21 protein-coding genes are annotated in these 24,053 nt (G+C 71.9%); 13 read left to right on the top strand and 8 right to left on the bottom strand.

Going from position 1 to position 24,053, the window contains the following annotated elements:
* Nucleotides 1-20 precede the first annotated feature (20 nt).
* A complete protein-coding gene (locus OG956_RS33675) occupies nt 21-1,001 on the top strand; it encodes an ATP-dependent DNA ligase (protein ID WP_330343015.1) in 981 nt (326 codons plus the stop codon).
* Between the two features lie 18 nt (nt 1,002-1,019).
* Entirely contained in the window at nt 1,020-1,961 is a 942-nt protein-coding gene (gene hemC / locus OG956_RS33670; RefSeq protein WP_330341796.1) for a hydroxymethylbilane synthase, read from the top strand.
* An 85-nt stretch (nt 1,962-2,046) separates the two neighbouring features.
* Here hemC and OG956_RS33665 read toward each other — a convergent pair whose 3' ends face one another.
* The 4 genes from OG956_RS33665 to OG956_RS33650 all read right to left on the bottom strand — a co-directional run bounded on the left by OG956_RS33665 (nt 2,047) and on the right by OG956_RS33650 (nt 5,140).
* Entirely contained in the window at nt 2,047-2,577 is a 531-nt protein-coding gene (locus tag OG956_RS33665) for a hypothetical protein (RefSeq protein WP_330341795.1), read from the bottom strand.
* Nucleotides 2,578-2,767: 190 nt separating this feature from the next.
* Nucleotides 2,768-3,628, bottom strand: a complete 861-nt coding sequence (locus OG956_RS33660) for an ABC transporter permease (protein WP_330341794.1) — start codon at nt 3,626-3,628, stop codon at nt 2,768-2,770.
* Nucleotides 3,588-4,586: an ABC transporter ATP-binding protein gene (locus tag OG956_RS33655; RefSeq protein ID WP_330341793.1), complete on the bottom strand. Its 999-nt coding sequence runs from the start codon at nt 4,584-4,586 to the stop codon at nt 3,588-3,590. Before OG956_RS33655 ends, OG956_RS33660 begins: the two co-directional genes overlap by 41 nt.
* Nucleotides 4,587-4,645: 59 nt before the next feature.
* Nucleotides 4,646-5,140 carry a MarR family winged helix-turn-helix transcriptional regulator gene (locus tag OG956_RS33650; protein WP_330341792.1) on the bottom strand — a complete coding sequence of 165 codons (495 nt, stop codon included), beginning with the start codon at nt 5,138-5,140 and terminating at the stop codon, nt 4,646-4,648.
* A 267-nt stretch (nt 5,141-5,407) separates the two neighbouring features.
* On the opposite strand from OG956_RS33650, the gene OG956_RS33645 reads away from it, so the two are divergent.
* A complete protein-coding gene (locus tag OG956_RS33645) occupies nt 5,408-6,199 on the top strand; it encodes an RNA polymerase sigma factor SigF (protein ID WP_330341791.1) in 792 nt (263 codons plus the stop codon).
* A gap of 32 nt (nt 6,200-6,231) precedes the next feature.
* On the opposite strand, the gene OG956_RS33640 is transcribed toward OG956_RS33645, so the two are convergent.
* Complete coding sequence (locus tag OG956_RS33640; RefSeq protein ID WP_330341790.1) at nt 6,232-6,546, bottom strand: ANTAR domain-containing protein; 315 nt, start codon at nt 6,544-6,546, stop codon at nt 6,232-6,234.
* Nucleotides 6,547-6,674: 128 nt separating this feature from the next.
* Between OG956_RS33640 and OG956_RS33635 the strand changes: the two genes are divergently transcribed.
* Nucleotides 6,675-7,484, top strand: coding sequence for a VOC family protein (locus OG956_RS33635; protein WP_330341789.1), 810 nt, complete (start codon nt 6,675-6,677; stop codon nt 7,482-7,484).
* Between the two features lie 36 nt (nt 7,485-7,520).
* On the opposite strand, the gene glgX is transcribed toward OG956_RS33635, so the two are convergent.
* Nucleotides 7,521-9,665: a glycogen debranching protein GlgX gene (gene glgX / locus OG956_RS33630; RefSeq protein WP_330341788.1), complete on the bottom strand. Its 2,145-nt coding sequence runs from the start codon at nt 9,663-9,665 to the stop codon at nt 7,521-7,523.
* Nucleotides 9,662-10,207: a pep a2 gene (locus OG956_RS33625; protein WP_330341787.1), complete on the bottom strand. Its 546-nt coding sequence runs from the start codon at nt 10,205-10,207 to the stop codon at nt 9,662-9,664. The genes glgX and OG956_RS33625 overlap by 4 nt, the downstream gene beginning before the upstream one ends.
* 328 nt (nt 10,208-10,535) lie before the next feature.
* On the opposite strand from OG956_RS33625, the gene OG956_RS33620 reads away from it, so the two are divergent.
* The 6 genes from OG956_RS33620 (at nt 10,536) to OG956_RS33595 (ending at nt 19,434) form a co-directional block, all read left to right on the top strand.
* Entirely contained in the window at nt 10,536-10,835 is a 300-nt protein-coding gene (locus tag OG956_RS33620; protein ID WP_330341786.1) for a DUF5133 domain-containing protein, read from the top strand.
* A gap of 109 nt (nt 10,836-10,944) precedes the next feature.
* Complete coding sequence (locus tag OG956_RS33615) at nt 10,945-12,936, top strand: alpha-1,4-glucan--maltose-1-phosphate maltosyltransferase (protein WP_330341785.1); 1,992 nt, start codon at nt 10,945-10,947, stop codon at nt 12,934-12,936.
* The gene (gene treS / locus OG956_RS33610) at nt 12,933-14,651 is read left to right on the top strand and encodes a maltose alpha-D-glucosyltransferase (protein ID WP_330341784.1); all 1,719 of its coding nucleotides are present in this window, start codon (nt 12,933-12,935) and stop codon (nt 14,649-14,651) included. The genes OG956_RS33615 and treS overlap by 4 nt, the downstream gene beginning before the upstream one ends.
* Nucleotides 14,652-14,682: 31 nt before the next feature.
* Nucleotides 14,683-16,047 (top strand): maltokinase N-terminal cap-like domain-containing protein, encoded by a 1,365-nt coding sequence (locus OG956_RS33605; RefSeq protein ID WP_330341783.1) that lies wholly within the window; start codon nt 14,683-14,685, stop codon nt 16,045-16,047.
* 4 nt (nt 16,048-16,051) lie between these two features.
* Nucleotides 16,052-18,253 (top strand): 1,4-alpha-glucan branching enzyme, encoded by a 2,202-nt coding sequence (gene glgB / locus OG956_RS33600; protein ID WP_330341782.1) that lies wholly within the window; start codon nt 16,052-16,054, stop codon nt 18,251-18,253.
* A 92-nt stretch (nt 18,254-18,345) separates the two neighbouring features.
* Nucleotides 18,346-19,434 carry a glutamate--cysteine ligase 2 gene (locus OG956_RS33595; RefSeq protein WP_330343014.1) on the top strand — a complete coding sequence of 363 codons (1,089 nt, stop codon included), beginning with the start codon at nt 18,346-18,348 and terminating at the stop codon, nt 19,432-19,434.
* A gap of 22 nt (nt 19,435-19,456) precedes the next feature.
* On the opposite strand, the gene OG956_RS33590 is transcribed toward OG956_RS33595, so the two are convergent.
* On the bottom strand, nt 19,457-19,690 hold the full coding sequence (locus OG956_RS33590; protein ID WP_330341781.1) for a DUF6480 family protein: 234 nt from the start codon (nt 19,688-19,690) through the stop codon (nt 19,457-19,459).
* A gap of 150 nt (nt 19,691-19,840) precedes the next feature.
* On the opposite strand from OG956_RS33590, the gene OG956_RS33585 reads away from it, so the two are divergent.
* From OG956_RS33585 to OG956_RS33575, 3 genes are all read left to right on the top strand, one after another.
* A complete protein-coding gene (locus OG956_RS33585) occupies nt 19,841-21,739 on the top strand; it encodes an AMP-dependent synthetase/ligase (RefSeq protein ID WP_330341780.1) in 1,899 nt (632 codons plus the stop codon).
* 161 nt (nt 21,740-21,900) lie between these two features.
* A complete protein-coding gene (locus OG956_RS33580; protein ID WP_330341779.1) occupies nt 21,901-22,335 on the top strand; it encodes an ATP-binding protein in 435 nt (144 codons plus the stop codon).
* A gap of 197 nt (nt 22,336-22,532) precedes the next feature.
* Nucleotides 22,533-23,909 carry an NAD(P)/FAD-dependent oxidoreductase gene (locus tag OG956_RS33575; RefSeq protein ID WP_330341778.1) on the top strand — a complete coding sequence of 459 codons (1,377 nt, stop codon included), beginning with the start codon at nt 22,533-22,535 and terminating at the stop codon, nt 23,907-23,909.
* Nucleotides 23,910-24,053 lie beyond the last annotated feature (144 nt).

Genomic DNA, 24,053 nt, shown 5'->3' with positions numbered 1-24,053 from the left:
GACCTTCAGCCGTGACCGCCGTGACCCTGCCGCTGATCGCGCCGATGCTCGCCACCCCCGGCACGCTGCCGCCCGCCGCCCAGGACGCGCGGTGGGCGTACGAGACCAAGCAGGACGGCCAGCGGGTGATGGTCTATCTGCCCGGCGACGGCAGCGTGCTGCTGCGCGCCCGCTCGGGTGAGGACATCACCGCGGCCTACCCGGAGCTGCGGCCCGTCGGCGCGGCGCTGGGCGGCACGCCCGCGGTGCTGGACGGCGAGGTGCTCGCCCTGGACGAGCACGGCCGGGCGGACTTCCAGCTGCTGCAGAGCCGCATGGGCCTCGCCCACGCCCCCGCGCGGGCGGCGCGCCGGGCCGCCCAGGTGCCGGTGCACCTGGTGCTGTTCGACGTGCCGTACCTGGCGGAGCCCCTGCTGCGGCTGCCGTACGCGCAGCGGCGCGCCCGGCTGACCGGGCTGGGCCTGTCGGGGCCGTACTGGTCGACGCCGGGCGCGGTCACCGGGCACGGCGCCGAGGCGCTCGCGGCGACCCGGGAGCACGGCCTGGAGGGCCTGGTGTGCAAGCGGCTGGACTCGGTGTACGAGCCCGGGGTCCGCTCCCGGGCCTGGATCAAGATCCGGAACATGCGGGCCGAGGACGTGATCGTCGGCGGCTGGCTGCCCGGCAAGGGCCGGCTGAGCGGGCTGCCCGGAGCCGTGCTGGTGGGTCAGCGCGACGCGGCCGGCCGGCTGCGGTACGTCGGCGGGGTGGGCACCGGCTGGAGCGAGGCGGAGCGTACCGAGCTGGCCCGGCTGCTGGCCCGGGCGGCGAGCCGGCGGTGCCCGTTCGAGCCGGCGCCCCGGGTCCCGGACGCGCGCTGGGTGCGGCCCGTGCTGGTGGGCGAGGTCAGCTACAGCACCCGTACCCGGTCGGGGATGCTGCGCCAGCCGTCGTGGCTGCGGCTGCGCCCCGATCTGCCGCCGGAGGAGTCGGCGGCGGACCTGCCCGGGGACGCCGGCTGAGCCCGCGGGGTCTATCGTGTGCCCATGCCGGTTCCCGAACTGATCCGTGTCGTCTCCCGCGACTCCCCCATGGCCCTGGCCCAAGTGGAGCGGGTCCGCGCCGAGTTGGCCGCGCTGCACCCGGGGGTGCGCACCGAGGTGGTGCCGGTGAAGACCACCGGCGACAAGTGGCTCGGCGATCTGTCCCAGGTCGAGGGCAAGGGGGCGTTCACCAAGGAGGTCGACGCGGCCCTGCTGGCCGGTGAGGCCGATCTCGCCGTGCACTGCGTGAAGGACGTGCCCGCGGACCGGCCGCTGCCCGCCGGGACGGTGTTCGCCGCGTTCCTCAAGCGCGACGACATCCGTGACGCGCTGGTCCACCCGGACGGGCTCACCCTGGACGAGCTGCCGGCCGGCACCCGGATCGGGACCTCCGCGGTGCGCCGGATCGCCCAGCTGGCGGCCACGCATCCGCACCTGGAGTGCGTGCCGTTCCGCGGCAACGCCAACCGCCGGCTGGAGAAGCTGGCCGCCGGAGACGCCGACGCCCTGCTGCTGGCGGTGTCCGGTCTGGAGCGGATCGGCCGCACGGACGTGATCAGCCAGGTGCTGTCGCCCGAGGAGATGATGCCGCCGATCGGCGCGGGCATCCTCGCTCTGCAGTGCCGGGAGGACGACACCGCGGTGATCGACGCGGTCAGCGGGCTCGGTGACCCGGACACCCATCGGGAGGCGACGGCCGAGCGGATGTTCCTGCATGTGCTGCAGGGCCACTGCAACAGCCCGATCGCCGGGTACGCGCGCGTGGACCGCAGCGGGGAACTGTCCCTGCGGGCCTGTGTGTTCACCCCGGACGGCAAGACCCGGCTGAATGCCCACGAGTGGGCGGGCCGGCTCGACCCGGCCACGCTGGGCACCTCGGTCGCGGTCGCGCTGCTGCGGCAGGGCGCGCGGGAGATCATCGACGGCATTCCGCACTGACCGCACGGGCTCGGCGCGGTCCGGTCGTGTCGGCACAGGCCGTACGGCGGCCCCGTCCCGGGCCCGAAGGGTGAGTGGCGACCGGTCAGGCGGTGCCGGGCTCCGTCTGGTCCCTCAGGTCCTGGAGGAAGGCGCTGACCTGGTGGGCGAGCCCGCCCTGGCCGGCGGCGGAGGCGGTCGCCGCGCTGGTCTCCAGCACGCCGATGCCCCCGGTCCACAGCCGGCGGTCGGCCCACTCCTCCTCGACCCGCAGCTGCACCTGCACGTCCACGTGGCTCAGGGCGGCCTCGGGGGCGGCGGCGTAGAGCACGGCGGTGGCCCGGCGCAGCGGGTAGACGTCGAAGCCCTCGATGAACTGGGAGTTGCGCCAGTCGATGAACGCGCCCTCACCGTCGGGGCCCACTCGGACGTCGATCTGACCGTCCTCCAGGTGGACGCCCAGGGGGCGTGCGCCGCGGTTCTCGACCGTCACCCGGACACTGAAGTACGTCAGCCCGGCGGCGGCGTCGTCGCGTCCGCGTGGCGGCTCCGCGGCCTCCAGACGGTGGACGCGGATCCGCAGACCGGCATGCTCGTCGTACTCGTGCCAGTCCCCGACCACGTTCGGCTCGTACACAGTGCCCCTCTCGACCTCCGAGAGCTGCTGTCTATCTGTGTGCTCAGCGCACTGTCAAATGAGTGGAATGCACTGTGGCCAGGGAGTTCGCCCGCTTTGATCGCTGATCAAGCGCTGCGCAGGAAGGATGCGTGCGCGGCGCCTCGGGGCGGGGTGCGGCTGCGTGCCGCACATCACGCCCGCGGCAAGATCACCGGGCGAGCCGGCCGAGCAGCGAGGAGGCCGCGGTGATGCCGAGCGCGGCGGCCACCGCCAGCACCCCGAAGTCGGCGCCGAGATGCGCGGGCGTGCCGAGCAGCAGACCGCGCAGGGCGTCGACCTGATAGCTCAGCGGGTTGACCTTGCTGACGGCCTGGAGCCAGCCCGGCATCACCGAGACCGGGTAGAGGGCGTTGGAGCCGAAGAACAGCGGCATGGTGATCGCCTGCCCGACGCCCATCAGCCGGTCGCGGCTGAGGACGATGCCGGCGATGGTCATCGACAGACAGGAGAAGAAGACGGAGGCGAGGACCACCGCGACGGCCACCCCGAGCAGCTTCAGCGGGTTCCAGGTCAGGGCGACGCCCAGCACGGCCGCGATGACGATCACGACGATGGCCTGGACCAGCGACTTCACGCCGGCCGCGAACGCCTTGCCGGTGATCAGCGCCGAGCGCGGGGTCGGGGTGACGAGGAGCTTGTTCAGGATGCCCGCGTCGCGCTCCCAGATGATCTGGATGCCGTAGAAGATCGCGATGAACATCGCCGACTGGGCGATGATGCCCGGCGCCATGAAGTCGATGTACGGCACGCCGCCGGTGGGGATCGCCCGGATCCGGGTGAAGGTCTGGCCGAAGATCAGCAGCCAGAGGGCGGGCTGGACCGCGCGGGTGTACAGCTCGGTGCGGTCGTGGCGCAGCTTCTGCAGTTCGACGGCGCACATGGCGACGACGCGGGCGGGCAGCAGCCGCCAGCCGGCGCGCGGCACGGGCGGGGTGAGCAGCAGGGCGGTGTCACCGCCGGGGGCGGGGTCAGCCGACGCGGCGCGCGGTGCGGCGGGTGCTGCGGACATCGCGGAAACCTCCTCCGGAGTGGTCGTCGAGGCCGCTGCCGGCGACGTCCCGGAAGACGTCCTCCAGCGTGGGCAGGGTGTCGGCGCCCTGGCGTTCGGCGAGGCCGCGGCGCAGTTCGGCCGGGGTGCCGAGGGCGCGGACGCGGCCGCGGTGCATCAGGCCGACGCGGTCGCAGTACTGGTCGGCCTCGTCCATGTAGTGGGTGGTGACGAGGACGGTCATGCCGGTGGCCGCGCGGACGGCGTTGATGTGCTCCCAGACGCCGGTGCGGGCGATCGGGTCCAGGCCGATGGTGGGCTCGTCCAGGATCAGCAGCCGGGGCGCGCTGACCAGGGCCTGGGCGAGTTCCAGCCGGCGGACCATGCCGCCGGAGTAGGTGCCGGCGAGCCGGTCGGCGGCGTCGGCGAGGCCGACGGCGGCCAGCGCCTGGCCGACCCGCGCGGCGCGCTCGCGGCGGGGCACGTCGAAGACGCGGGCGAACAGGGCGACGTTCTCCCGTCCGGTGAGTCCGCTGTCGGCCGACAGCTGCTGCGGGACGTAGCCGAGCAGCCGGCGCACCGCCATCCGCTCCTTGGCCGCGTCGTGCCCGAACACGCGGACCATGCCGGCCGGGACGGGCAGCAGCGTGGTGATGCACCGGATCGCGGTCGTCTTGCCCGCGCCGTTCGGCCCGAGCAGCCCGAAGACCTCACCCTCCCGCACGACCAGATCCAGCCCGTCGACGGCACGGGTGTCACCGAAGGCGTGGACGAGCCGCGTACAGCTGACGGCCTCGACGCCGGCGGTCCCGGCAGCGGGCGCGCCGGCGGAGGCCTCGGAGGCATCGGCACCGGCCGCGGGCGTATCGGCCGTTCGGGTGATGCCGGGGCCCTCGGCGGGTGCTCCGGACGTTTCGGAATCCTTGGTGCCGCCGGACGTGCTCCTGGCGTCCCTCGCGTCCTTCGTGTCCCTCGTCATGGCTGCTCCTGGACCGTCATGGCTGGTGCTGGGCCCTGCGCGGTGATCGTCGGCCTCCGTCATGGTTCCCCGGTCTCCTCGTGCAGGCCGGCGGCCAGCCTCCGCAGCGCCGGGAGGGCCGCGCGCAGGGCCTCCCGGTCGGTGTCGTCGAGGCGGGACACGTGCCGGCCGATCAGTTCTTTCCGGCGCCGCTGCCAGTCGCCGAGCCGTTTCTCTGCGGCACCGGTCAGCCGCAGCCGTGCCGCGCGGCGATCGGCGGGGTCGGTCTCGCGGAGCAGACAGCCGCCCCGGACGAGCTGGTTGACCAGGGTGGACACGGAGTTGCTCGCCAGGTGAAGGGCTCGCGCCGCGTCCGAGACGCCGATGCCGGGCCGGGCCTCGACCAGCCGCAGCAGCTCCACCTCGGCACCGCGCAGCCGGGGCCCGCTCATGCCGTCGCGCAGCCGCCGGCGGATCAGCCGCTGGATGCGTACCAGCGCGTCCCCCAGCTCCTCGGAGAAGGTCTCGGACTCCGCTGCCGCATCCCGCGCTGTTCCGGGTTCCTCGCGTTCCACGCCCAGAAGATTATCTCTGTTACAGAGATACTTCCCCCAAGGGGTGACCAAGAAGCAGGAAGCACAGGAGCGACCACCTGGTCGGCACCCCATTTACTCCGATTTGTTTGATGATGTCCGGGAGCGGGAATGAGCGACACAGTGCTTCGGACCGGAGGCACCTCCGTGGGAGCCGGCGACGCCGGCCGCCCCGTTCCCCTGTCCTCGGTCCGAGCGCGCCTCCCACGGTGTTTGTACATCCAGCACCTGCTGAGAGAGGTGCGCACCATGAGTGTCACCGGTAGCACGACCTCCCACCCCCACGACGACGCCCCCGACACGGCCGAGTCCTTCGAGCGGCTCGCGACGCTGCCCGACGGATCGCAGCGGCGGGCGCTGCGCGACGAACTGGTCCGGGTGTGGCTGCCCATGGCCGAGCGGATCGCCGTGCGGTTCCGCGGCCGCGGGGAAGCCCTGGAGGACCTGTACCAGGTGGCCGCCCTGGGGCTGGTGAAGGCCGTCGACCACTACGACCCGTCCCGCGGCCGCGCCTTCGAGGCGTACGCCGTGCCGACGATCACCGGTGAGATCAAGCGCCACTTCCGCGACCACATGTGGACCCTGCACGTCCCGCGCCGGGTGCAGGACCTGCGCAACCGGGTCCGCTCCGCGGTGAAGGAACTGGCCCAGAGCACCTCCGGACGCCCGCCGTCCGTGGCGGAGATCGCCGCGTACACACGGCTCACCGAGGACGAGGTGCGCACGGGCATGGAGGCGCTGGAGTGCTTCTCCGCGCTGTCCCTGGACGCCGAGGTGGCCGGCACCGACGGCTACGCCCTCGGGGACTCCCTCGGCGGACCCGACCCCGGCTACGACCTCGTCATCGACCGCAACGCCGTCAAGCCGTGCCTGGAGGCCCTGCCCGAACGCGAGCGGATCATTCTCTACCTGCGGTTCTTCCGCGGGATGACGCAGAGCCGGATCGCCCAGCAGCTCGGCATCTCGCAGATGCACGTCTCCCGCCTGCTCAGCGGCTGCTTCGACCGGCTGCGCGAGGAGCTGCTGGCGGAGGCCCGCTGAGCCGCGCCCCGCACCGGCACGGCCCCGGCCGCTCACTCCTCGACGGCCCCGGGCACCTCGGTGGGTCCGTAGCGGTCCAGCGCGTCCTCCAGCTCCGCGCGGATCTCGGGCGGGATGTCGCCGCGACGCGCCCAGACCAGAATCAGCTCCGCGATGTTGCGGAGCTTGATGTTGGTGTGCTGGGAGACCTCCTTGAGCACCTCCCAGCCCTGGTCCGGGGTCACTCTGCCCCAGGCCACCACCATCCCGATGGCCTGGTCGATGACCGCGTGGGAGGTCACGGCCTCCTTCAACTGGTCGACCTCCGCCTGCAGCTCGGACAGCCGGTCGGACTCGCTCGCTCCCATGCCCCCATGGTCCTCGGTGGCCTGCACCGATGCCACCCGGGGTACTCGGCAGGCACCCGACCCGCCTCCGGCCGGACACCGGGTGCACAGCCGGTGGCCGCCCGCTCCGAGATCAGGACGCGACGCATATGAACCACAACGCCCCCGTCAGCGGTGGACCGCGGAAACGAGACGTCGTCTCCACCCACTCCGTCTTCGGCGCCCCCTGCTGGGTGAGCCTGACCAGCCGTGACCTGGAGGCGACCCAGGAGTTCTACTCGGCCGTCCTCGGCTGGCGCTGGCGCGGCGCCAAGCTCGGCGAGCACTTCCGCATCGCGCTGGCGGACGGGGTGCCGGTGGCCGGGATCGCCGCCGTCGCCGCCATGTGGCAGATGGCGGTGGCCTGGACGCCGTACTTCGCCGTCCCGGACGCCGACGTGGCCGTGTCCCGGGCCCGCGAGCGGGGCGGCACGGCGGCCGTCGGGCCGCTGTCCTTCCCACCGGGCCGGGCCGCGCTGCTCGCCGACCGGGACGGGGCGACGTTCGGCATCTGGCAGGGGGAACTGGTCGCCAACTGGGAGGCGTGGCGGCGGGCGGCGCCGACGTTCATCCGGCTGCACACCCGCAACGCCTTCGACTCCGCGATCTTCTACGGCGAGATCCTCGGTTGGGCGAGCGGACAACCGGGCTGCTGCGAGGTCGAGTACGAGGGCGGCGAGGTGGTGCTGCGCAGCCAGGGCGACATCGTGGCGCGCATCGACTCGGGCGCGGTGGAGGCGGCCCCGGACCCCTCGGTGCGGCCGCACTGGCAGATCCACTTCGCCGTCGCGGACGTCATGGGCTGCGCCCGCGCGGCGGAGAAGCACGGCGGCAGCGTGCTGAGCGAGAGCGAGGACGAGGCGGTCCTGCGGGACGCGGACGGCGCCCAGTTCACGGTGACGTCGCGCCGGGCCCGCTGAGCGCCCGCCCGCGCCGTCGCGGTCGGGCGCCGGCGCTCAGCCGCCCGCCCGCGACGGTCTCGACAGCAGGACCAGGCTGCGGGCCTCCACGCGCAGGCGTGTGCCGGCCTTGCGCTCGCGTTCGTCGGGGACGCCCTCCGGGTCGGCGGTGTCCACGAGAGTCGTCCATCGCTCGCCGAAGGTGTCGTCGGGCAGGCGGAAGTCGACCGGCTCCCAGTAGCCGTTGACCAGCAGCAGGAAGGAGTCGTCGACCATCCGGCGGCCGTAGGCGTCGCGTTCGGCGATGGCGTCGCCGTTGAGGAACACCCCGACCGAGTGCGCGTCGCCGCGCTGCCAGTCACGGTCCGTCATCTCGCGGGCGTCGGGTCTGAGCCACATCAGGTCGGGCAGCGGCTGCCGGGCGTTGGTCACGGTCTCGCCGCGGAAGAAGCGGCGGCGCCGCAGCACGGGGTGCGCGGCGCGCAGGGCGATCAGATGCCGGGTGAACTCCATGAGGCGGCGCTGCTCGTCGGTCAGCTTCCAGTCGACCCAGGAGATCTCGTTGTCCTGGCAGTAGGCGTTGTTGTTGCCCTTCTGGGTGCGGCCGAGTTCGTCGCCGTGGCAGAGCATCGGGATGCCCTGCGACAGCAGCAGCGTGGCCAGCAGGTTGCGCTGCTGGCGGGCGCGCAGTTCCAGCACGGCCGGGTCCTTCGTGGGGCCTTCCGTGCCGCAGTTCCAGGACCGGTTGTGGCTCTCGCCGTCCCGGTTGTCCTCGCCGTTGGCCTCGTTGTGCTTGTCGTTGTACGACACCAGGTCGCGCAGCGTGAAACCGTCGTGCGCGGTGACGAAGTTGACGCTCGCGCGCGGCCGGCGCCTGCTGTGCTGGTACAGGTCGGAGGACCCGGTCAGCCGCGAGGCGAACTCGCCGAGCGAGCCGGGCTCGGCCCGCCAGAAGTCGCGTACGGCGTCCCGGTACCTGCCGTTCCACTCCGACCACAGCGGAGGGAAGTTGCCGACCTGGTAGCCGCCCTCGCCGACGTCCCAGGGCTCGGCGATGAGCTTGACGCGGCTGATCACCGGGTCCTGCTGGATCAGGTCGAAGAACGCCGACAGCCGGTCGACCTCGTGGAACTGCCTCGCCAGTGTGGCGGCGAGGTCGAAGCGGAAGCCGTCGACGTGCATCTCGGTGACCCAGTACCGCAGCGAGTCCATGATCAGCTGCAGCACGTAGGGGTGCCGCATCAGCAGGCTGTTGCCGGTGCCGGTGGTGTCGTAGTAGTGCGCCCAGTCGCCGTCGACCAGGCGGTAGTAGGAGGCGTTGTCGATGCCCCGGAAGGACAGGGTGGGGCCCAACTCGTTGCCCTCGGCGGTGTGGTTGTAGACCACGTCGAGGATCACTTCGAGGCCGGCCGCGTGCAGCGCCTTCACCATGGCCTTGAACTCGTTGACCTGCTGGCCCCGGCTGCCGAAGGCGGCGTAGGCGTTGTGCGGGGCGAAGAAGCCGATGGTGTTGTAGCCCCAGTAGTTGGACAGGCCCCGGTCCTGGAGCACGCCGTCGTGCACGAACTGGTGCACCGGCATCAGCTCCACCGCGGTCACCCCGAGCGAGGTCAGGTGCTCGACGACCGCGGGGTGGGCGAGGCCGGCGTAGGTGCCGCGCAGCCGCTCGGGGACCTCGGGATGGGTGCGGGTCAGGCCGCGCACATGGGCCTCGTAGATCACCGAGTCCGCGTACGGCGTCCGGGGCGGGCGGTCGTCGCCCCAGTCGAAGTACGGATCGGTGACCACGCCCAGCATCGAGTGCCCGGCGCTGTCGTCGGGTGCGGGTCCGTCCGGTTCCCGCTCGTACAGCGAGGGGTGGTTGTCGATCTGGCCGTCCACCGCGCGGGCGTACGGGTCGAGCAGCAGCTTCTGCGGATTGCACCGGTGGCCGAGCGAGGGCTGCCAGGGGCCGTGCACCCGGTAGCCGTAGCGCTGGCCCGGCGCGATGCCCGGCAGATAGGCGTGCCAGACGAATCCGTCGACCTCGTGCAGCCGGACAGGGGTCTCGGCGCCGGCGTCGTCGACGAGGATCAGGTCGACCCGCTCGGCCACCTCGCTGAACAGGGCGAAGTTGGTGCCCTGGCCGTCGAACGCGGCGCCCAACGGGTAGGGCTGCCCGCTCCACACGGGCAGCCCTTTCCGTCGCGTGCGGGCGGTCACCGGCTGCCCTCCAGGGCGGCGTCCGGTGCGGCGGCCGGCGCGGCGAGCGCGTCGTCCATGGCCGCGGCCGGCGCGGCCAGCACGGCCACCCGCTCCTCGCGGGGCACCTGAAGGCCCGTGCGCAGTGTCGGCGCGGGGGCGGTCGGCACCAGCGGGACGCGCTGGCCGGCCCGGGCGCGCTGCGAGAACCAGATGATCTTGCTGCCGGTGTCCGAGGCGCAGCAGCCCCAGCCGTCGCTCATGGCGGCGATGTCCGCCAGGCAGGCCCGCAGGTCCTGGTCGGGGCGCAGATCCGGGTCGTCGTCACCGAAGGCGGTGATGAGGTGCTGGCCGTTCCACCACATCTCGATGGATGTGTGCTTGTCCTTCGCGTGCTCGTCGATCGCCCGCAGCAGCATCTCAGCGCCGCGGCAGACGGGATCCGTCAGGTTCTCGAGATCCCAGTAGCGGAGGTGGGCGGCCAGGATGCGGCTGACCTGTCCCACCCGTTCCGGGCTGACTTCCACGTCGAGGTGGTAGTAGCAGGGCACTGCGGTCTTCATTGTCGCTTGCTCCTCACCGGCGAAGCTCTCGCTCCCCTCGCCCGTCCGGGAGAGTTCCCGGATGCCCGTCCGGGACCGATGCCCGGACACACAGCGTGAGCGCTGATCGCTTCTGAGTCACTTCAACGGTGAGGGCGCTACGCCATTCGTGCAACACGAGAGTCCGACACACACCCCTCGTTGAAGATCCAACAAGACGCTGCGTCATCATCCGTGCACCATAAGTGAAAGCCTCGATCGCCGTAACGGTGCCGCGCCCTTCCGTGCGCGGACGCCACCCGACAGTCGGGAACGCGCCCAGTCGAGAGCGTGGAAGGTGAAGAGGGCAATGCTGCTACCCGCCAAGGCCGAAGTGGCCCGGGCGTTGCGGCGTTACCGGGCGTGGGAGCGCGTGATGCTCGCCTCGCCCCACGACCGCACGGTCCGGGCCACCTTCGAGGACTCGGGCTACACGCTGTGCGTACTGATGGGCAAACGCTGTGCCCGCGAGGCCGCGGACGCAGCCGAGCGCTATCTGCGCACCAGTCTGGTCACCTACCTGCGCGAGCAGGACGGACGGCCGCGGCCGCGCCGATCGGCCAGAAGAGCGCCGCCACCGGAGCGGCGATCCACGGCGCCAAGCCCCTGACCTGGCACCGTAACAAGGCGTTCCCCCCGGGGGCCGGCGTACGCCGGTCCCTCTCGGATCGCGGAGCCGGGCCGGGCGCCCGGCTCCGCGCACGGCGGAGGTGAGATACATGCGCAGGACCCCGGCCATCGGCCGTGTACCGGTACGCGACGTCCGGCCGGCCGTGGAGTGCGGCAGGCGCCCGGCGAAGGCGGTGGCCGGCGAGACCTTCCAGGTCACGGCCACCGTGTTCCGTGAAGGGCACGATGCCGTGGGCGCCAACGTGGTCCTGCGCGATCCCAGGGGCCGCCGTGGCCCGTGGACGCCGATGCGCGAACTGTCGCCCGGCAGCGACCTGTGGGGGGCGGAGGTCACCCCGGACGCCACGGGCCGTTGGACCTTCCGCGTGGAGGCGTGGAGTCACCCGCTGGCGACCTGGCGGCACACCGCCTCGGTCAAGGTGCCGGCCGGAATCGACGCCGGGCTGGTGCTGGAGGAGGGCGCCGAGCTGTACGAGCGCGCCGCCGCCGGGGTCCCGAAGGGCCCGGAGAGAAACGTTGTCCTCGCCGCCGCGCGGGCCCTCGGGGACGACTTCCTGCCGGTGCACGAGCGTCTGCAGGCGGCGCTGGCGCCGGAGGTGACGGACGTGCTGGCCCGTCATCCGCTGCGGGAGCTGGTGACCGCCTCCGACCCGATGCCGCTGCTGGTGGAGCGGGAGCGGGCCCTGTACGGCTCCTGGTACGAGTTCTTCCCCCGCTCCGAGGGCACCGCCGAACGCCCCCACGGCACCTTCCGCACCGCCGCGCGCCGGCTGAAGCCGATCGCCGACATGGGCTTCGACGTCGTCTACCTGCCGCCCGTCCACCCCATCGGCACGACCTTCCGCAAGGGCCCCAACAACACCCTCACCGCCGGCCCCGACGACGTCGGCGTGCCCTGGGCCATCGGCTCCCCCGAGGGCGGCCACGACGCCGTCCACCCCGCTCTGGGCACCCTGGAGGACTTCGACTTCTTCGTCGCCCAGGCACGCTCCCACGGCCTGGAAGTCGCGCTGGACTTCGCGCTGCAGTGCTCGCCGGACCATCCCTGGGTGGAAAAGCACCCGGAGTGGTTCCACCACCGGCCCGACGGCACGATCGCCTACGCCGAGAACCCGCCGAAGAAGTACCAGGACATCTACCCCATCGCCTTCGACGCGGACATGGACGGCCTGGTCGCCGAGACCGTGCGGATCCTGCGGCACTGGATGGACCACGGGGTGCGGATCTTCCGCGTGGACAACCCGCACACCAAACCGGTCGTCTTCTGGGAACGCGTCATCGCCGAGGTCAACGACCGCGACCCCGACGTGATCTTCCTGGCGGAGGCGTTCACCCGCCCGGCGATGATGCACACCCTCGCCCAGATCGGCTTCCAGCAGTCCTACACCTACTTCACCTGGCGCAACAGCAAGCAGGAACTGACCGAGTACCTCACCGAGCTGTCGGGGCAGGCGGCGGCCTACATGCGGCCGAACTTCTTCGCCAACACCCCCGACATCCTGCACGCCTACCTCCAGCACGGCGGCCGGCCCGCCTTCGAGGTCCGGGCCGTGCTCGCCGCCACCCTCTCCCCCTCCTGGGGCATCTACAGCGGCTACGAACTGTGCGAGAACACCCCGCTCAGGGAGGGCAGCGAGGAGTACCTCGACTCGGAGAAGTACCAGCTCAGGCCCCGCGACTGGGAGGCGGCGGCGCGCGAGGGCCGTACCATCGCACCGCTCATCACCCGGCTGAACACCATCCGACGGCAGCACCCGGCGCTACAGCGCCTGCGGAATCTCCGCTTCCACCAGACTGACAACGATGCCGTGCTCGCCTACAGCAAGAGCGCGGGAACGGACACGGTCGTCGTGGTCGTGAACCTCGACCCGCACCACACCCAGGAGGCCACGGTCTCGTTGGACATGCCGCAACTCGGCCTGGACTGGCACGCCACCCTGTCCGTGCACGACGAGCTGACGGGTGAGACGTACCACTGGGGCAGGACCAACTACGTGCGCCTGACGCCGGGCAGCGCGCCGGCGCACGTGCTCCACGTCGGGCGTCCGACGCCCCGGAACGGAGGGCCCGCAGCCTCATGACCGTCAACGAACCCGTACACGACACCTTCGAGGACACGCCCGCGAAGGACCGGGATCCGGAGTGGTTCAAGCGCGCCGTCTTCTACGAGGTCCTGGTCCGCTCCTTCCAGGACAGCAACGGCGACGGCATCGGCGACCTGAAGGGCCTGACCTCCAAGCTGGACTATCTGCAGTGGCTCGGCGTGGACTGCCTGTGGCTGCCGCCGTTCTTCAAGTCGCCGCTCAGGGACGGCGGTTACGACGTCTCCGACTACACCGCGGTCCTGCCGGAGTTCGGCGACCTGGCCGACTTCGTGGAGTTCGTGGACTCCGCCCACCAGCGGGGCATGCGCGTGATCATCGACTTCGTCATGAACCACACCAGCGACCAGCACCCGTGGTTCCAGGAGTCCCGCCAGAACCCCGACGGCCCCTACGGGGACTACTACATGTGGGCCGACGACGACAAGCAGTACGAGGACGCCCGGATCATCTTCGTCGACACCGAGGCCTCCAACTGGACCTTCGACCCGGTGCGCGGCCAGTACTACTTCCACCGCTTCTTCTCCCACCAGCCGGACCTGAACTACGAGAACCCGGCCGTGCAGGAGGAGATCCTGGCCGCGCTGAGGTTCTGGCTGGACCTCGGGATCGACGGCTACCGGCTCGACGCGGTCCCCTACCTCTACGCCGAGGAGGGCACCAACTGCGAGAACCTGCCGGCCACCCACGCCTTCCTGAAGCGGGTCCGCCGAGAGATCGACGCCATGTACCCGGACACGGTGCTGCTGGCGGAAGCCAACCAGTGGCCGGAGGACGTCGTCGACTACTTCGGGGACTACGCCTCCGGCGGCGACGAGTGCCACATGGCCTTCCACTTCCCGGTCATGCCCCGCATCTTCATGGCGGTGCGCCGCGAGTCCCGCCACCCCGTCTCCGAGATCCTCGCCAAGACGCCGGCCATCCCCTCCGGCTGCCAGTGGGGCATCTTCCTGCGCAACCACGACGAGCTGACCCTGGAGATGGTCACCGACGAAGAGCGCGACTACATGTGGGCCGAGTACGCCAAGGACCCGCGGATGCGCGCCAACATCGGCATCCGCCGGCGCCTCGCGCCCCTGCTCGACAACGACCGCAACCAGATCGAGCTGTTCACCGCCCTGCTGCTGTCCCTGCCCGGCTCGCCGATCCTGTACTACGGCGACGAGATCGGCATGGGCGACAACATCTGGCTCGGCGACCGCGACGCCGTACGGACGCCGATGCAGTGGACCCCCGACCGCAACGCGGGCTTCTCCACGTGCGATCCGGGCCGGCTGTACCTGCCGACGATCATGGACCCGGTCTACGGCTACCAGGTCACCAACGTCGAGGCGTCGATGTCCTCGCCCTCGTCGCTGCTGCACTGGACCCGGCGCATGATCGAGATCCGCAAGCAGAACCCCGCCTTCGGACTGGGCTCGTTCACGGAGCTGCAGTCGTCCAACCCGGCGGTGCTCGCCTTCCTGCGCGAGTACGGCGACGACCTGGTGCTGTGCGTCCACAACTTCTCCCGCTTCGCGCAGCCCACCGAGCTCGACCTGCGGGCCTACGACGGGCGGCACCCGGTCGAGCTGATCGGCGGTGTCCGCTTCCCCGCGATCGGTGAACTCCCCTACCTGCTGACCCTGCAGGGCCACGGCTTCTACTGGTTCCGGCTCACCCGAGTCGCATCCCGCATCGGCCGCCGACGCTGAACGACCGGCGCCGAGGAAAGGACGCGTCACCATGCCGAAGACCATCACCGTCCGCCCCAGAGCGGTGGCGGGCCCCGACGGCCCCTTCGCCTCTCTCAGCGGGCTGCTGCGTGAGTGGCTGCCGAGGCAACGCTGGTTCGCGGGCAAGGACCGGCCCGTCACCGATCTTTCGGTGCTCTCCGTGACCGAGCTGTTCCCGGGATGTCTGCATCTGCTGGTGCACGCCTCGCACGCACCCGTGCCCACGCCGGGCGGCACTCCACCGCCCGGTGACTGCTACCAGCTGCTGCTGGGCCTGCGCGAGCACCTCGCCCCCCGGCTGGAGCGGGCGTACATCGGGCGCGCCGGCCAGGGTCCCCTCGCCGGGCTCGCCGTGTACGACGCGCTGCACGATCCGCGCTCGGCGCACCTGCTGCTGGAACGGCTGCGGCAGCCCGGTGCGGCCGGCCCGCTGCGGTTCGAGGCGGACCCGGCCGCCGACGTGCCCGGCGGTCTGCCGCCGCGTCTGCTGGACGCCGAGCAGTCCAACTCCTCGATCGTGTACGGCGACGCCTACATCCTGAAGCTGTTCCGCCGGATCCAGCCGGGCGTCAACCCGGACCTGGAGGTGACGGCCGCGCTGGCCGCGCAGGGCTGCACCCGGGTGCCCGCGCCGGTGGCCTGGTTCGGCACGACCGCGCCGCAGCCGGCCACGCTGGGCGTGCTGCAGCCGTTCCTGCCGGACGCGACCGACGGCTGGACGCTGGCGCTGCGCGCGCTCGCCTCCGGCGACGACTTCACCGCCGAGGCCCGTGAGCTGGGCCGGGCTATGGCCGAGGTGCATCTGGCGCTGGCCGAGGCGTTCGGTCCGGCAGGGCCGGGCGAGAACCTGCGCACGGCCGAGGCGATGTGCGCCCGGCTGGACGCGGCCGCGCACGCCGTACCGGGGCTGCTGCCCTTCGTGCCGGGGCTCAGGGCCGCGTTCGCGGCGCTCGCCACCTGCGACACCGGGCCGCCCGCGCAGCGCATCCACGGGGACCTGCATCTCGGGCAGGTGCTGCGGGCCGGGCGCGACTGGTTCGTCATCGACTTCGAGGGCGAGCCGTCCCGGCCGCTCGCCGAGCGGTGTGCCCCGCAGTCCCCGGTGCGGGACGTGGCGGGGATGCTGCGCTCCTTCGACTACGCGGCCCGGCAGCGCCGCCCCTGGCGACCCGAATGGGCGCGCCGCTGCCGGGAGGCGTTCTGCGCGGGCTACGCGGTCCGCGCCGGCTGGGATCCACGCAAGAAGCACGCGCTGCTGCGCGCGCACGAGACGGACAGGGCGGTGTACGAGGTGCTGTACGAGGCGAGACACCGGCCGGACTGGCTGCCGGTACCGATGGCGGCGATCAAGCGGCTCGCCGTGTGGGGAGGCTGAGGTCATGGCCCTGCGCGACACCGCACTGCCCGAGGCCGCCGGCCCCGCGCCGGTGAAGGCCGCACCGCTCGGCCCGGCCGACCGCGGCCGGCTGCTGGGCGGCGCCCACCACGATCCGCACGCCCTGCTGGGCGCCCACCCGGTCCCGGGCGGGATCCTGTTCCGGGCACTGCGGCCGAACGCGCGCGCGGTGAGCGTCGTCGCCGACGGGAAACGGAGCGCCCTGCACTCGGAGGGCGACGGCCTGTTCGCGGCCGTGCTGCCGTACCCGGAGATCCCGTCGTACACGCTGCTGGTCGCGTACGACGACGCCGAGCTGGAGGTGCACGACCCCTACCGCTTCCTGCCCGCCCTCGGCGAGCTGGACCTGCATCTGATCCGGGAGGGCCGGCACGAGCAGCTGTGGCAGGCGCTCGGCGCCGAGCCGATGACGCACCAGGGCGTGGCAGGCACCCGTTTCACCGTGTGGGCGCCCAACGCCCAGGGGGTGCGGGTGGCCGGTGACTTCACGTACTGGGACGGCACGCAGTACCCGATGCGCTCGCTGGGCGCGTCCGGCGTGTGGGAGCTGTTCCTGCCGGGGATCGGGGAGGGCGCGCGGTACAAGTTCGAGATCACCTCGCGGTACGGCCACCGGTTCCTCAAGGCCGACCCGATGGCCCGGGCCACGGAGGTGCCGCCGGACACGGCGTCGGTCGTGACGGCGTCGCAGTACGCGTGGGGCGACGCCGAGTGGATGGCCCACCGGGGTGACACGCCGGTGCACGAGGCGCCGTTCTCGGTGTACGAGGTCCATCTGCCGTCCTGGAAGCCAGGGCTGACCTATCGTCAGCTCGCCGAGGAACTGCCCGCGTACGTCAAGGAGATGGGCTTCACGCATGTGGAGCTGATGCCGGTCGCCGGGCATCCGTTCAGCGGGTCCTGGGGCTACCAGGTCACCTCCTACTACGCGCCGACGCCCCGTCTCGGCTCCCCGGACGACTTCCGGTACCTGGTGGACTCGCTGCACCGGGCCGGCATCGGCGTGATCATGGACTGGGTGCCGGCGCACTTCCCCAAGGACGACTGGGCGCTGGCCCGGTTCGACGGGGACCCGCTGTACGAGCCCGGGAACGCGACCCGCGCCGAGCACCCGGACTGGGGGACGTACGAGTTCGACTACGGCCGCACCGAGGTGCGCAACTTCCTCGTCGCCAACGCGGTGTACTGGTGCCAGGAGTTCCACATCGACGGACTGCGCGTGGACGCCGTCGCCTCGATGCTCTACCTGGACTACTCGCGGGACTCCGGCCAGTGGGAGCCGAACGTGTTCGGCGGGCGGGAGGACCTGGCCGCGGTGGCCTTCCTGCAGGAGATGAACGCCACCGTCTACCGGCGCTGCCCGGGGGTGGTGACCATCGCCGAGGAGTCCACCGCCTGGGACGGGGTGACCCGGCCGACGGACTGCGGCGGGCTCGGCTTCGGGCTGAAGTGGAACATGGGCTGGATGCACGACTCGCTGCAGTACATCCAGAAGGAGCCGGTGCACCGCAAGTACCACCACCACGAGATGACCTTCTCGATGGTGTACGCCTACAGCGAGAACTACGTCCTGCCGATCTCCCACGACGAGGTCGTGCACGGCAAGCAGGCCCTCGTGTCGAAGATGCCCGGCGACTGGTGGCAGCGGCGCGCCAACCACCGCGCCTATCTGGGGTTCATGTGGGCCCACCCGGGCAAACAGCTGCTGTTCATGGGGCAGGAGTTCGCGCAGGGGGCAGAGTGGTCCGAGGCGCACGGCCCGGAATGGTGGCTGCTCGCGGACGACTACCACTCGGCGGGTGACCACCGAGGCGTGCGGGATCTCGTGCGGGACCTGAACACCGTGTACCGGGCGACCCCGGCGCTGTGGCAGCGGGACACCGACCCGGCGGGCTTCCAGTGGGTGCTGTGCGACGCGGCGGACGACAACGTCTTCGCGTTCCTGCGCTTCGCCGCCAGCGGCTCCCCGCTGCTCGCGGTGTCGAACTTCTCCCCCGTCGTCCGGCACGACTACCGGCTGTGGGTCCCGGACTCGGTCCGCGCCTGGCAGGAGGAGCTGAACACCGACGACGTCCGCTACGGCGGCAGCGGCGTCGGCAACGACGGTCCGCTCAAGCCCGAGGACGGGTTCCTCAGGCTCACGCTGCCGCCGCTCGCCACCGTGTGGCTCAGGCCGGAACGCTGAGGCACAGGTGTCGGCGGCCCGCGCAGGGGCAGTCGGGGTCGTGAAGACCCACGACTGCCCCTTATGGCATGGACACGAAAGGGTGGCACCAGGTGCGGACCGTCGGAGTGGAGGAGGAACTCCTCCTGGTCGATCCGGAGAGCGGTGACCCGAAGGCGCTGGCGGCGGCCGTCCTCGCCCGGGTCGCCCATGACGATCCCGGACAGCATGTGTTCGAGAAGGAGCTGTTCCGGCAGATGCTGGAGTTCGCCACGCATCCGCAGGAGGACATGACGGCCCTCGCCGAGGAGATCGTGCGCTGCCGCAAGGAGGCGGCCCGGCACGCCGGGGAACTCGGCTGCGCGGTCGTGGCCCTGGCCACCTCTCCGCTGCCGGTCAGCCCCTCGTTGAGCGTGAACCACCGCTACGAGTGGCTGGCCGACCGCTACGGGATACCGACCTGGGAGCAGCTGGTGTGCGGCTGCCACGTGCATGTGTGCGTGGAGTCGGACGAGGAGGGCGTCGCCGTCCTCGACCGGATCCGCCCCTGGCTGCCGGTGCTGCGCGCGATCAGCGCGAACTCGCCGTTCTGGCAGGGCAAGGACACCAGTTACGCCAGCTATCGCAGCCGGGTGTGGAACCGGTGGCCGTCGGCCGGTCCGACCGAGCCGTTCGGGTCGGCCGAGCGGTACCACCGGCGGGTGGAGGAGATGGTGGCCACCGGCACCCTGCTGGACGAGGGGATGGTCTACTTCGACGCGCGGCTGGCCGTCCGCTATCCGACGGTGGAGATCCGGGTGGCCGACGTGTGCCTCAGCGCGGAGACCGCGGCGCTGATCGCGACGCTGGCCCGCGCGCTCGTGGAGACGGCGGCGCGGGACTGGCGGGCGGGCCGCCCGGCCTCCGAGGACAGCGTGAGCCTGCTGCGGCTCGCCGACTGGCAGGCCGCCCGGTTCGGCCTGGAGACGGAGCTGCTCGACCCGGCGACCATGCGGCCGGCCCCGGCCGCGCACGTGCTGCGCTCCCTGCTGGAGCACACGGGGGACGCGCTCACCGCCGCCGGTGACGCCGAGCGCGCCGAGCAGGGCGTCGCCGAGCTGCTGCGCCGGGGCAACGGCGCACGTGAGCAGCGCAGGCTGCTGGAGCGGGCGGGCAGCCTGCGGGACGTCGTCACCGAGTGCGTGCGGCACACCCAGGGCTGAGGTCCAGGGCTGATGGCTCCGGTCAGAGGATCAGCGCCAGGGCGTACGCCAGGAAGCCTGCCGCGATCAGGACGACGACGAGCAGGATGAGCGTCAGCGGGGCCTTGGCCCAGCCACGCGGCGGATTGTGCGTCTCCCGGGGCCCGGCCTCGGGCATGCTGCTCTCGGCGGGCGGGGTCTCGCCGGGCGGTACCGAACCGCCCGGCTCCAGGCCGGTACTGCGCTCGGGCTCCGGATCGGGGTTCACATGACTCATGTCTGCCGAGTCCCCAGGACACGCCCAGATCATCAGCCGATCACGACTTCCCCGTTCGGGGTACCGAACGCGGTCTCCTGGGCTACATTCGAGCACCGCCGACACAGAGCCGATCGGCGGTGTGACCCTCCGTACATCCAGGAGCAGCGCATGCCCGACGTCGCCCTCGCTCCCGCCGTTGCCCCGCCGCTCACCGGCGGCCTCGCCGACAGCGTCTTCGACACCGCGGACCTGCGTCCCGCCCTGCCGGTGCTCGCCCACCGGCTGGACTCCGCCGCCACCACCTGGCAGGAGGTGACGGCCGTGGAGCTGCGGGACGAGGTGGTCGATCTGGCCAAGGGGCTGATCGCCGCCGGGATATCCCCCGGCCACCGGGTGGCCCTGATGTCCCGCACCCGGTACGAGTGGACGGTGCTCGCCCACGCGCTGTGGGCGGTGGGCGCGGAGATCGTGCCGATCCATCCGACGTCCTCGCGCGACCAGGTCGAGTGGATCCTGCGGGACGCCGGCTGTGTGGCCGTGGTCGTGGAGGACGAGCAGGGCGTGATGACGGTGGGCACGGTGTGCGCGGGACTGCCGCGGCTGCGCCACGTCTGGCAGCTGGACGCGGGCGCCCTGCCCGACCTCGTCGAGCAGGGGGCGGTCGTGCCGTACACGACCGTGGAGTCGCTGCGCCGGATCGTGCTGCCGGACGCCACGGCGGCGGTCGTCTACACCTCCGGCACCTCCGGCCGTGCCCAGGGCTGCGCGCTCAGCCACCGCAACCTCGCCTACCCCTGTGACACGCTGCTGGCCGGCTGGCTGCACACGGCGGCCCCGCCGGGCCAGCAGCCGTCGGTCCTGGCGTTCCTGCCGTTCTCCCATGTGTACGGCCTCATGATCATGCTGACGTGTGTGCGCGGCGGTGTGCTGATGGCGCACGAACCGGAGCTGACCGAGGAGTCGCTGGCGTCGGCGCTGACCACGTTCCGGCCGACGTACCTGTACGGCGTGCCGTCGTTCTTCGAGAGGCTGTACAAGAAGTTCCTGCAGACCGCCCAGCAGACGGGCCGGGGCGCCCTGTTCGAGCGGGCCGCGCAGACCGCCCGGGACTTCGCGGCGGCCGAGGAGCGCCGCCGGCTGGGCACCGGGCCGGGTCCCGGATTCGATCTCCGGGTGCAGCACGCCCTGTTCGAGCGGACGGTGTACCGCAGGCTGCGCGCGGTGCTCGGCGGGCGGGTGGTGCGCGGCACCTCGGGCGGTTCCTCGCTCAGCCGCGAGCTGACCCTGTTCTACGAGGGCATCGGCGTGTTCATCCACGACGGGTACGGCCTGACCGAGGCGTCCGGCGGGATCACCATGCAGCCGCTCGGCCGGGAGAAGTCCGGGACGGTGGGCCGGCCGCTGCCGGGCACGGAGGTCCTGGTGGCCGACGACGGGGAGATCCTGGTGCGCGGTCCGTCGGTGTTCCAGGGCTATGTCGGTGACGAGCAGACGACGCGGGCCGTGCTGCGCGGCGGCTGGCTGGCCACCGGGGACATCGGGCGGCTGGACTCGGAGGGGTATCTGACGATCACCGGGCGCAAGAAGGACATCATCGTCACCAGCGGCGGCAAGAGCGTCGCCCCGGGCCCGCTGGAGCAGCGGCTGCGGATGCATCCGCTGGTCCACCAGGCGGTGGTGGTCGGCGACAACCGGCCGTGCGTCGGCGCCCTGATCACTCTGGACCCCGACTTCCTCGCGCACTGGCGGGCCGCGCTCGCGTTGCAGGGGGACAGTCCGGGCCGGGAGAGCCGCGAGGAGAACGCGCTGCGGGAGGAGATCGCGCGGGCCGTGGCCTCGGCCAACAGCGCCGTGTCCCGCGCGGAGTCGATCAGGGTGTACCGGGTGCTCCAGGAGCCGTTCGCCGCGGACAACGGACTGCTCACCCCGTCGATGAAGCTGCGCCGGGACGCGATCGTGCGGCACTACGCCGCGGAGATCGACGCGATGTACGAGGCGCGGTCCCGCAGGGCGCGGGCCCCGCAGGAACCGGCGGACTGGGACGAACCGGACGACGTCTTCCGCTGACCTCTCGCGCGAAGGGGAGGCGCTGTGAGAAGGGACCGGTGCGGACGGGTAGGCTCGCCCAGCCGGGGGAACCCGCTGCCGCAGAATGAGATCAGCACCTACGACCGTCCGGGCCGCAGGGGTCTGGCCGAGGCCCGCCCGCCCGGACCGGGGATTGCGAGATGGCGACGGAGCCGCGCGGGGACGACACACCGCCTTCGGAGGACTGGTACGAGCGCACCTTCTCCTTCGGTGGTGAGTTGCGCAATGTCACGGAGGCCCGGCTCGCCGCGGAGGAGTTCCTCTGCGCGCTTGCCGCGCACGCGCCGCCCGCGGCGCCCGAGTACTGGGACGACATACTGCTCGTGGTGACCGAGCTGGCGGCGAACGTGATCCAGTACGCGCCCGGGCCGTTCGGGCTGCGGATGCGCCGCACCTTCGACGGGGTGCACGTGACGATGCGCGACACCAGCACGACCAAGCCGGAGCCGCGGCCCTTCCACCCCCGCACGGGCGGCGGCGGCATCGGCTGGCATCTGGTGCACACGCTGTGCACGCAGGTCAGCGTCGTCGTGCACGACGAGGGCAAGGACATCCACGTGTTCCTGCCCTGGTGACCGCCCGTCTACGACGTGTAGGCGGGCGCCGGCCGGTTACTTGACCCGTGTCGGGGCAGGTTGGTGTCCACGCGTTCGTCTGCCTGCCGTACCCAGCTGGCGGGACGGCCCGGGGCACGGTGGGATCGAGGGTGGTGTGCACCGATCCAGGGCAAGCGAACGGCGTCGAGTCGGACCGCCTGGAGCCGCAGAAAGGGATGAACACCGTGACACGACCCAGGATCCTGGTGGTTGGCGCAGGCTTCGCCGGAGTCGAGTGCGTCCGCCGCCTGGAGCGGAAGCTCTCTCCCGCCGAGGCCGACGTCACCCTGGTGACGCCGAACTCCTACCAGCTGTACCTGCCGCTGCTGCCCCAGGTCGCCTCCGGCGTCCTCACGCCGCAGTCGATCGCGCTGAGCCTGCGCCGCAGCAAGAAGTACCGCACCCGGATCATCCCCGGTGGCGCGATCGGCGTGGACCTGAAGGCGAAGGTGTGCGTCGTCCGCACCATCACCGACAAGATCGTCAACGAGCGCTACGACTACATCGTGCTGGCGCCCGGCAGCGTGACCCGGACCTTCGACATCCCCGGGCTGACCGAGCACGCCTTCGGCATGAAGACCCTCGCCGAGGCCGCCTACATACGCGACCACGTCATCACGCAGCTCGACCTCGCGGACGCCAGCGACGACCCCGCGGAGCGGGCCGCGCGGCTGCAGTTCGTGGTGGTCGGCGGCGGATACGCCGGCACCGAGACCGCCGCCTGTCTGCAACGGCTCACGCACGCCGCCGTACAGCGCTACCCGCGTCTGGACCCCGGCCTGATCCGGTGGCATCTGATCGACATCGCGCCCAAGCTGATGCCGGAGCTGGGCGAGAAGCTCGGCCGCAGCGCGCAGGAGATCCTGGGGCGGCGCGGCATCGAGGTGTCGCTCGGGGTGTCGATCGAGAAGGCCGGCGCGGAGGAGGTCACCTTCACCGACGGCCGGGTGGTGCCGACGCACACGCTGATCTGGACGGCCGGCGTGGTGGCGAGCCCGCTGATGGCCACGCTCGGGGCGGAGACGGTGCGCGGCCGGCTGGCGGTCACCCCCGAGATGTGCCTGCCCGGCTACGACGGGGTGTTCGCGCTGGGCGACTCGGCCGCCGTACCGGATCTGGCCAAGGGCGACGGCGCGGTCTGCCCGCCCACCGCGCAGCACGCCATGCGCCAGGGCAAGCGGGTCGCCGACAACGTCATCGCGACGCTGCGGGGTCAGCCGATGCAGCCGTACGTGCACCGCGACCTGGGGCTCGTGGTCGACCTCGGCGGCAAGGACGCGGTGTCCAAGCCGCTCGGCATCGAGCTGCGCGGGGTGCCGGCCCAGGCGGTGGCCCGCGGCTACCACTGGTCGGCGCTGCGCACCAACGTCGCCAAGGTCCGGGTGATGACCAACTGGATGCTGAACGCGGTGGCCGGCAACGACTTCGTCCGCACCGGCTTCCAGGCCCGCAAGCCGGCCCGGCTGAAGGACTTCGAGTTCACCGACGCGTATCTGACACCGGAACAGGTACGGGCCCAGGTGGCGGAGGGCAAGGCCCTGGACAGCCCGTGACGTGACGGAGATCTCCCGAGACCGCCGATCACTTTCCCGGGGATCGGCGGCCCTACCCGGTGACCGATGAACGTCACACGGAGGGGACCACACGGGCACGCCAACGCCCTGGTGGCCGCCACCCTCGCCGAGGGCAGGTAACCC

The organism is Streptomyces sp. NBC_00557 (assembly GCF_036345995.1).
In the GTDB taxonomy this organism is placed as follows: Bacteria; Actinomycetota; Actinomycetes; order Streptomycetales; family Streptomycetaceae; genus Streptomyces.
This window is presented reverse-complemented; position numbering and strand designations above follow the sequence as displayed.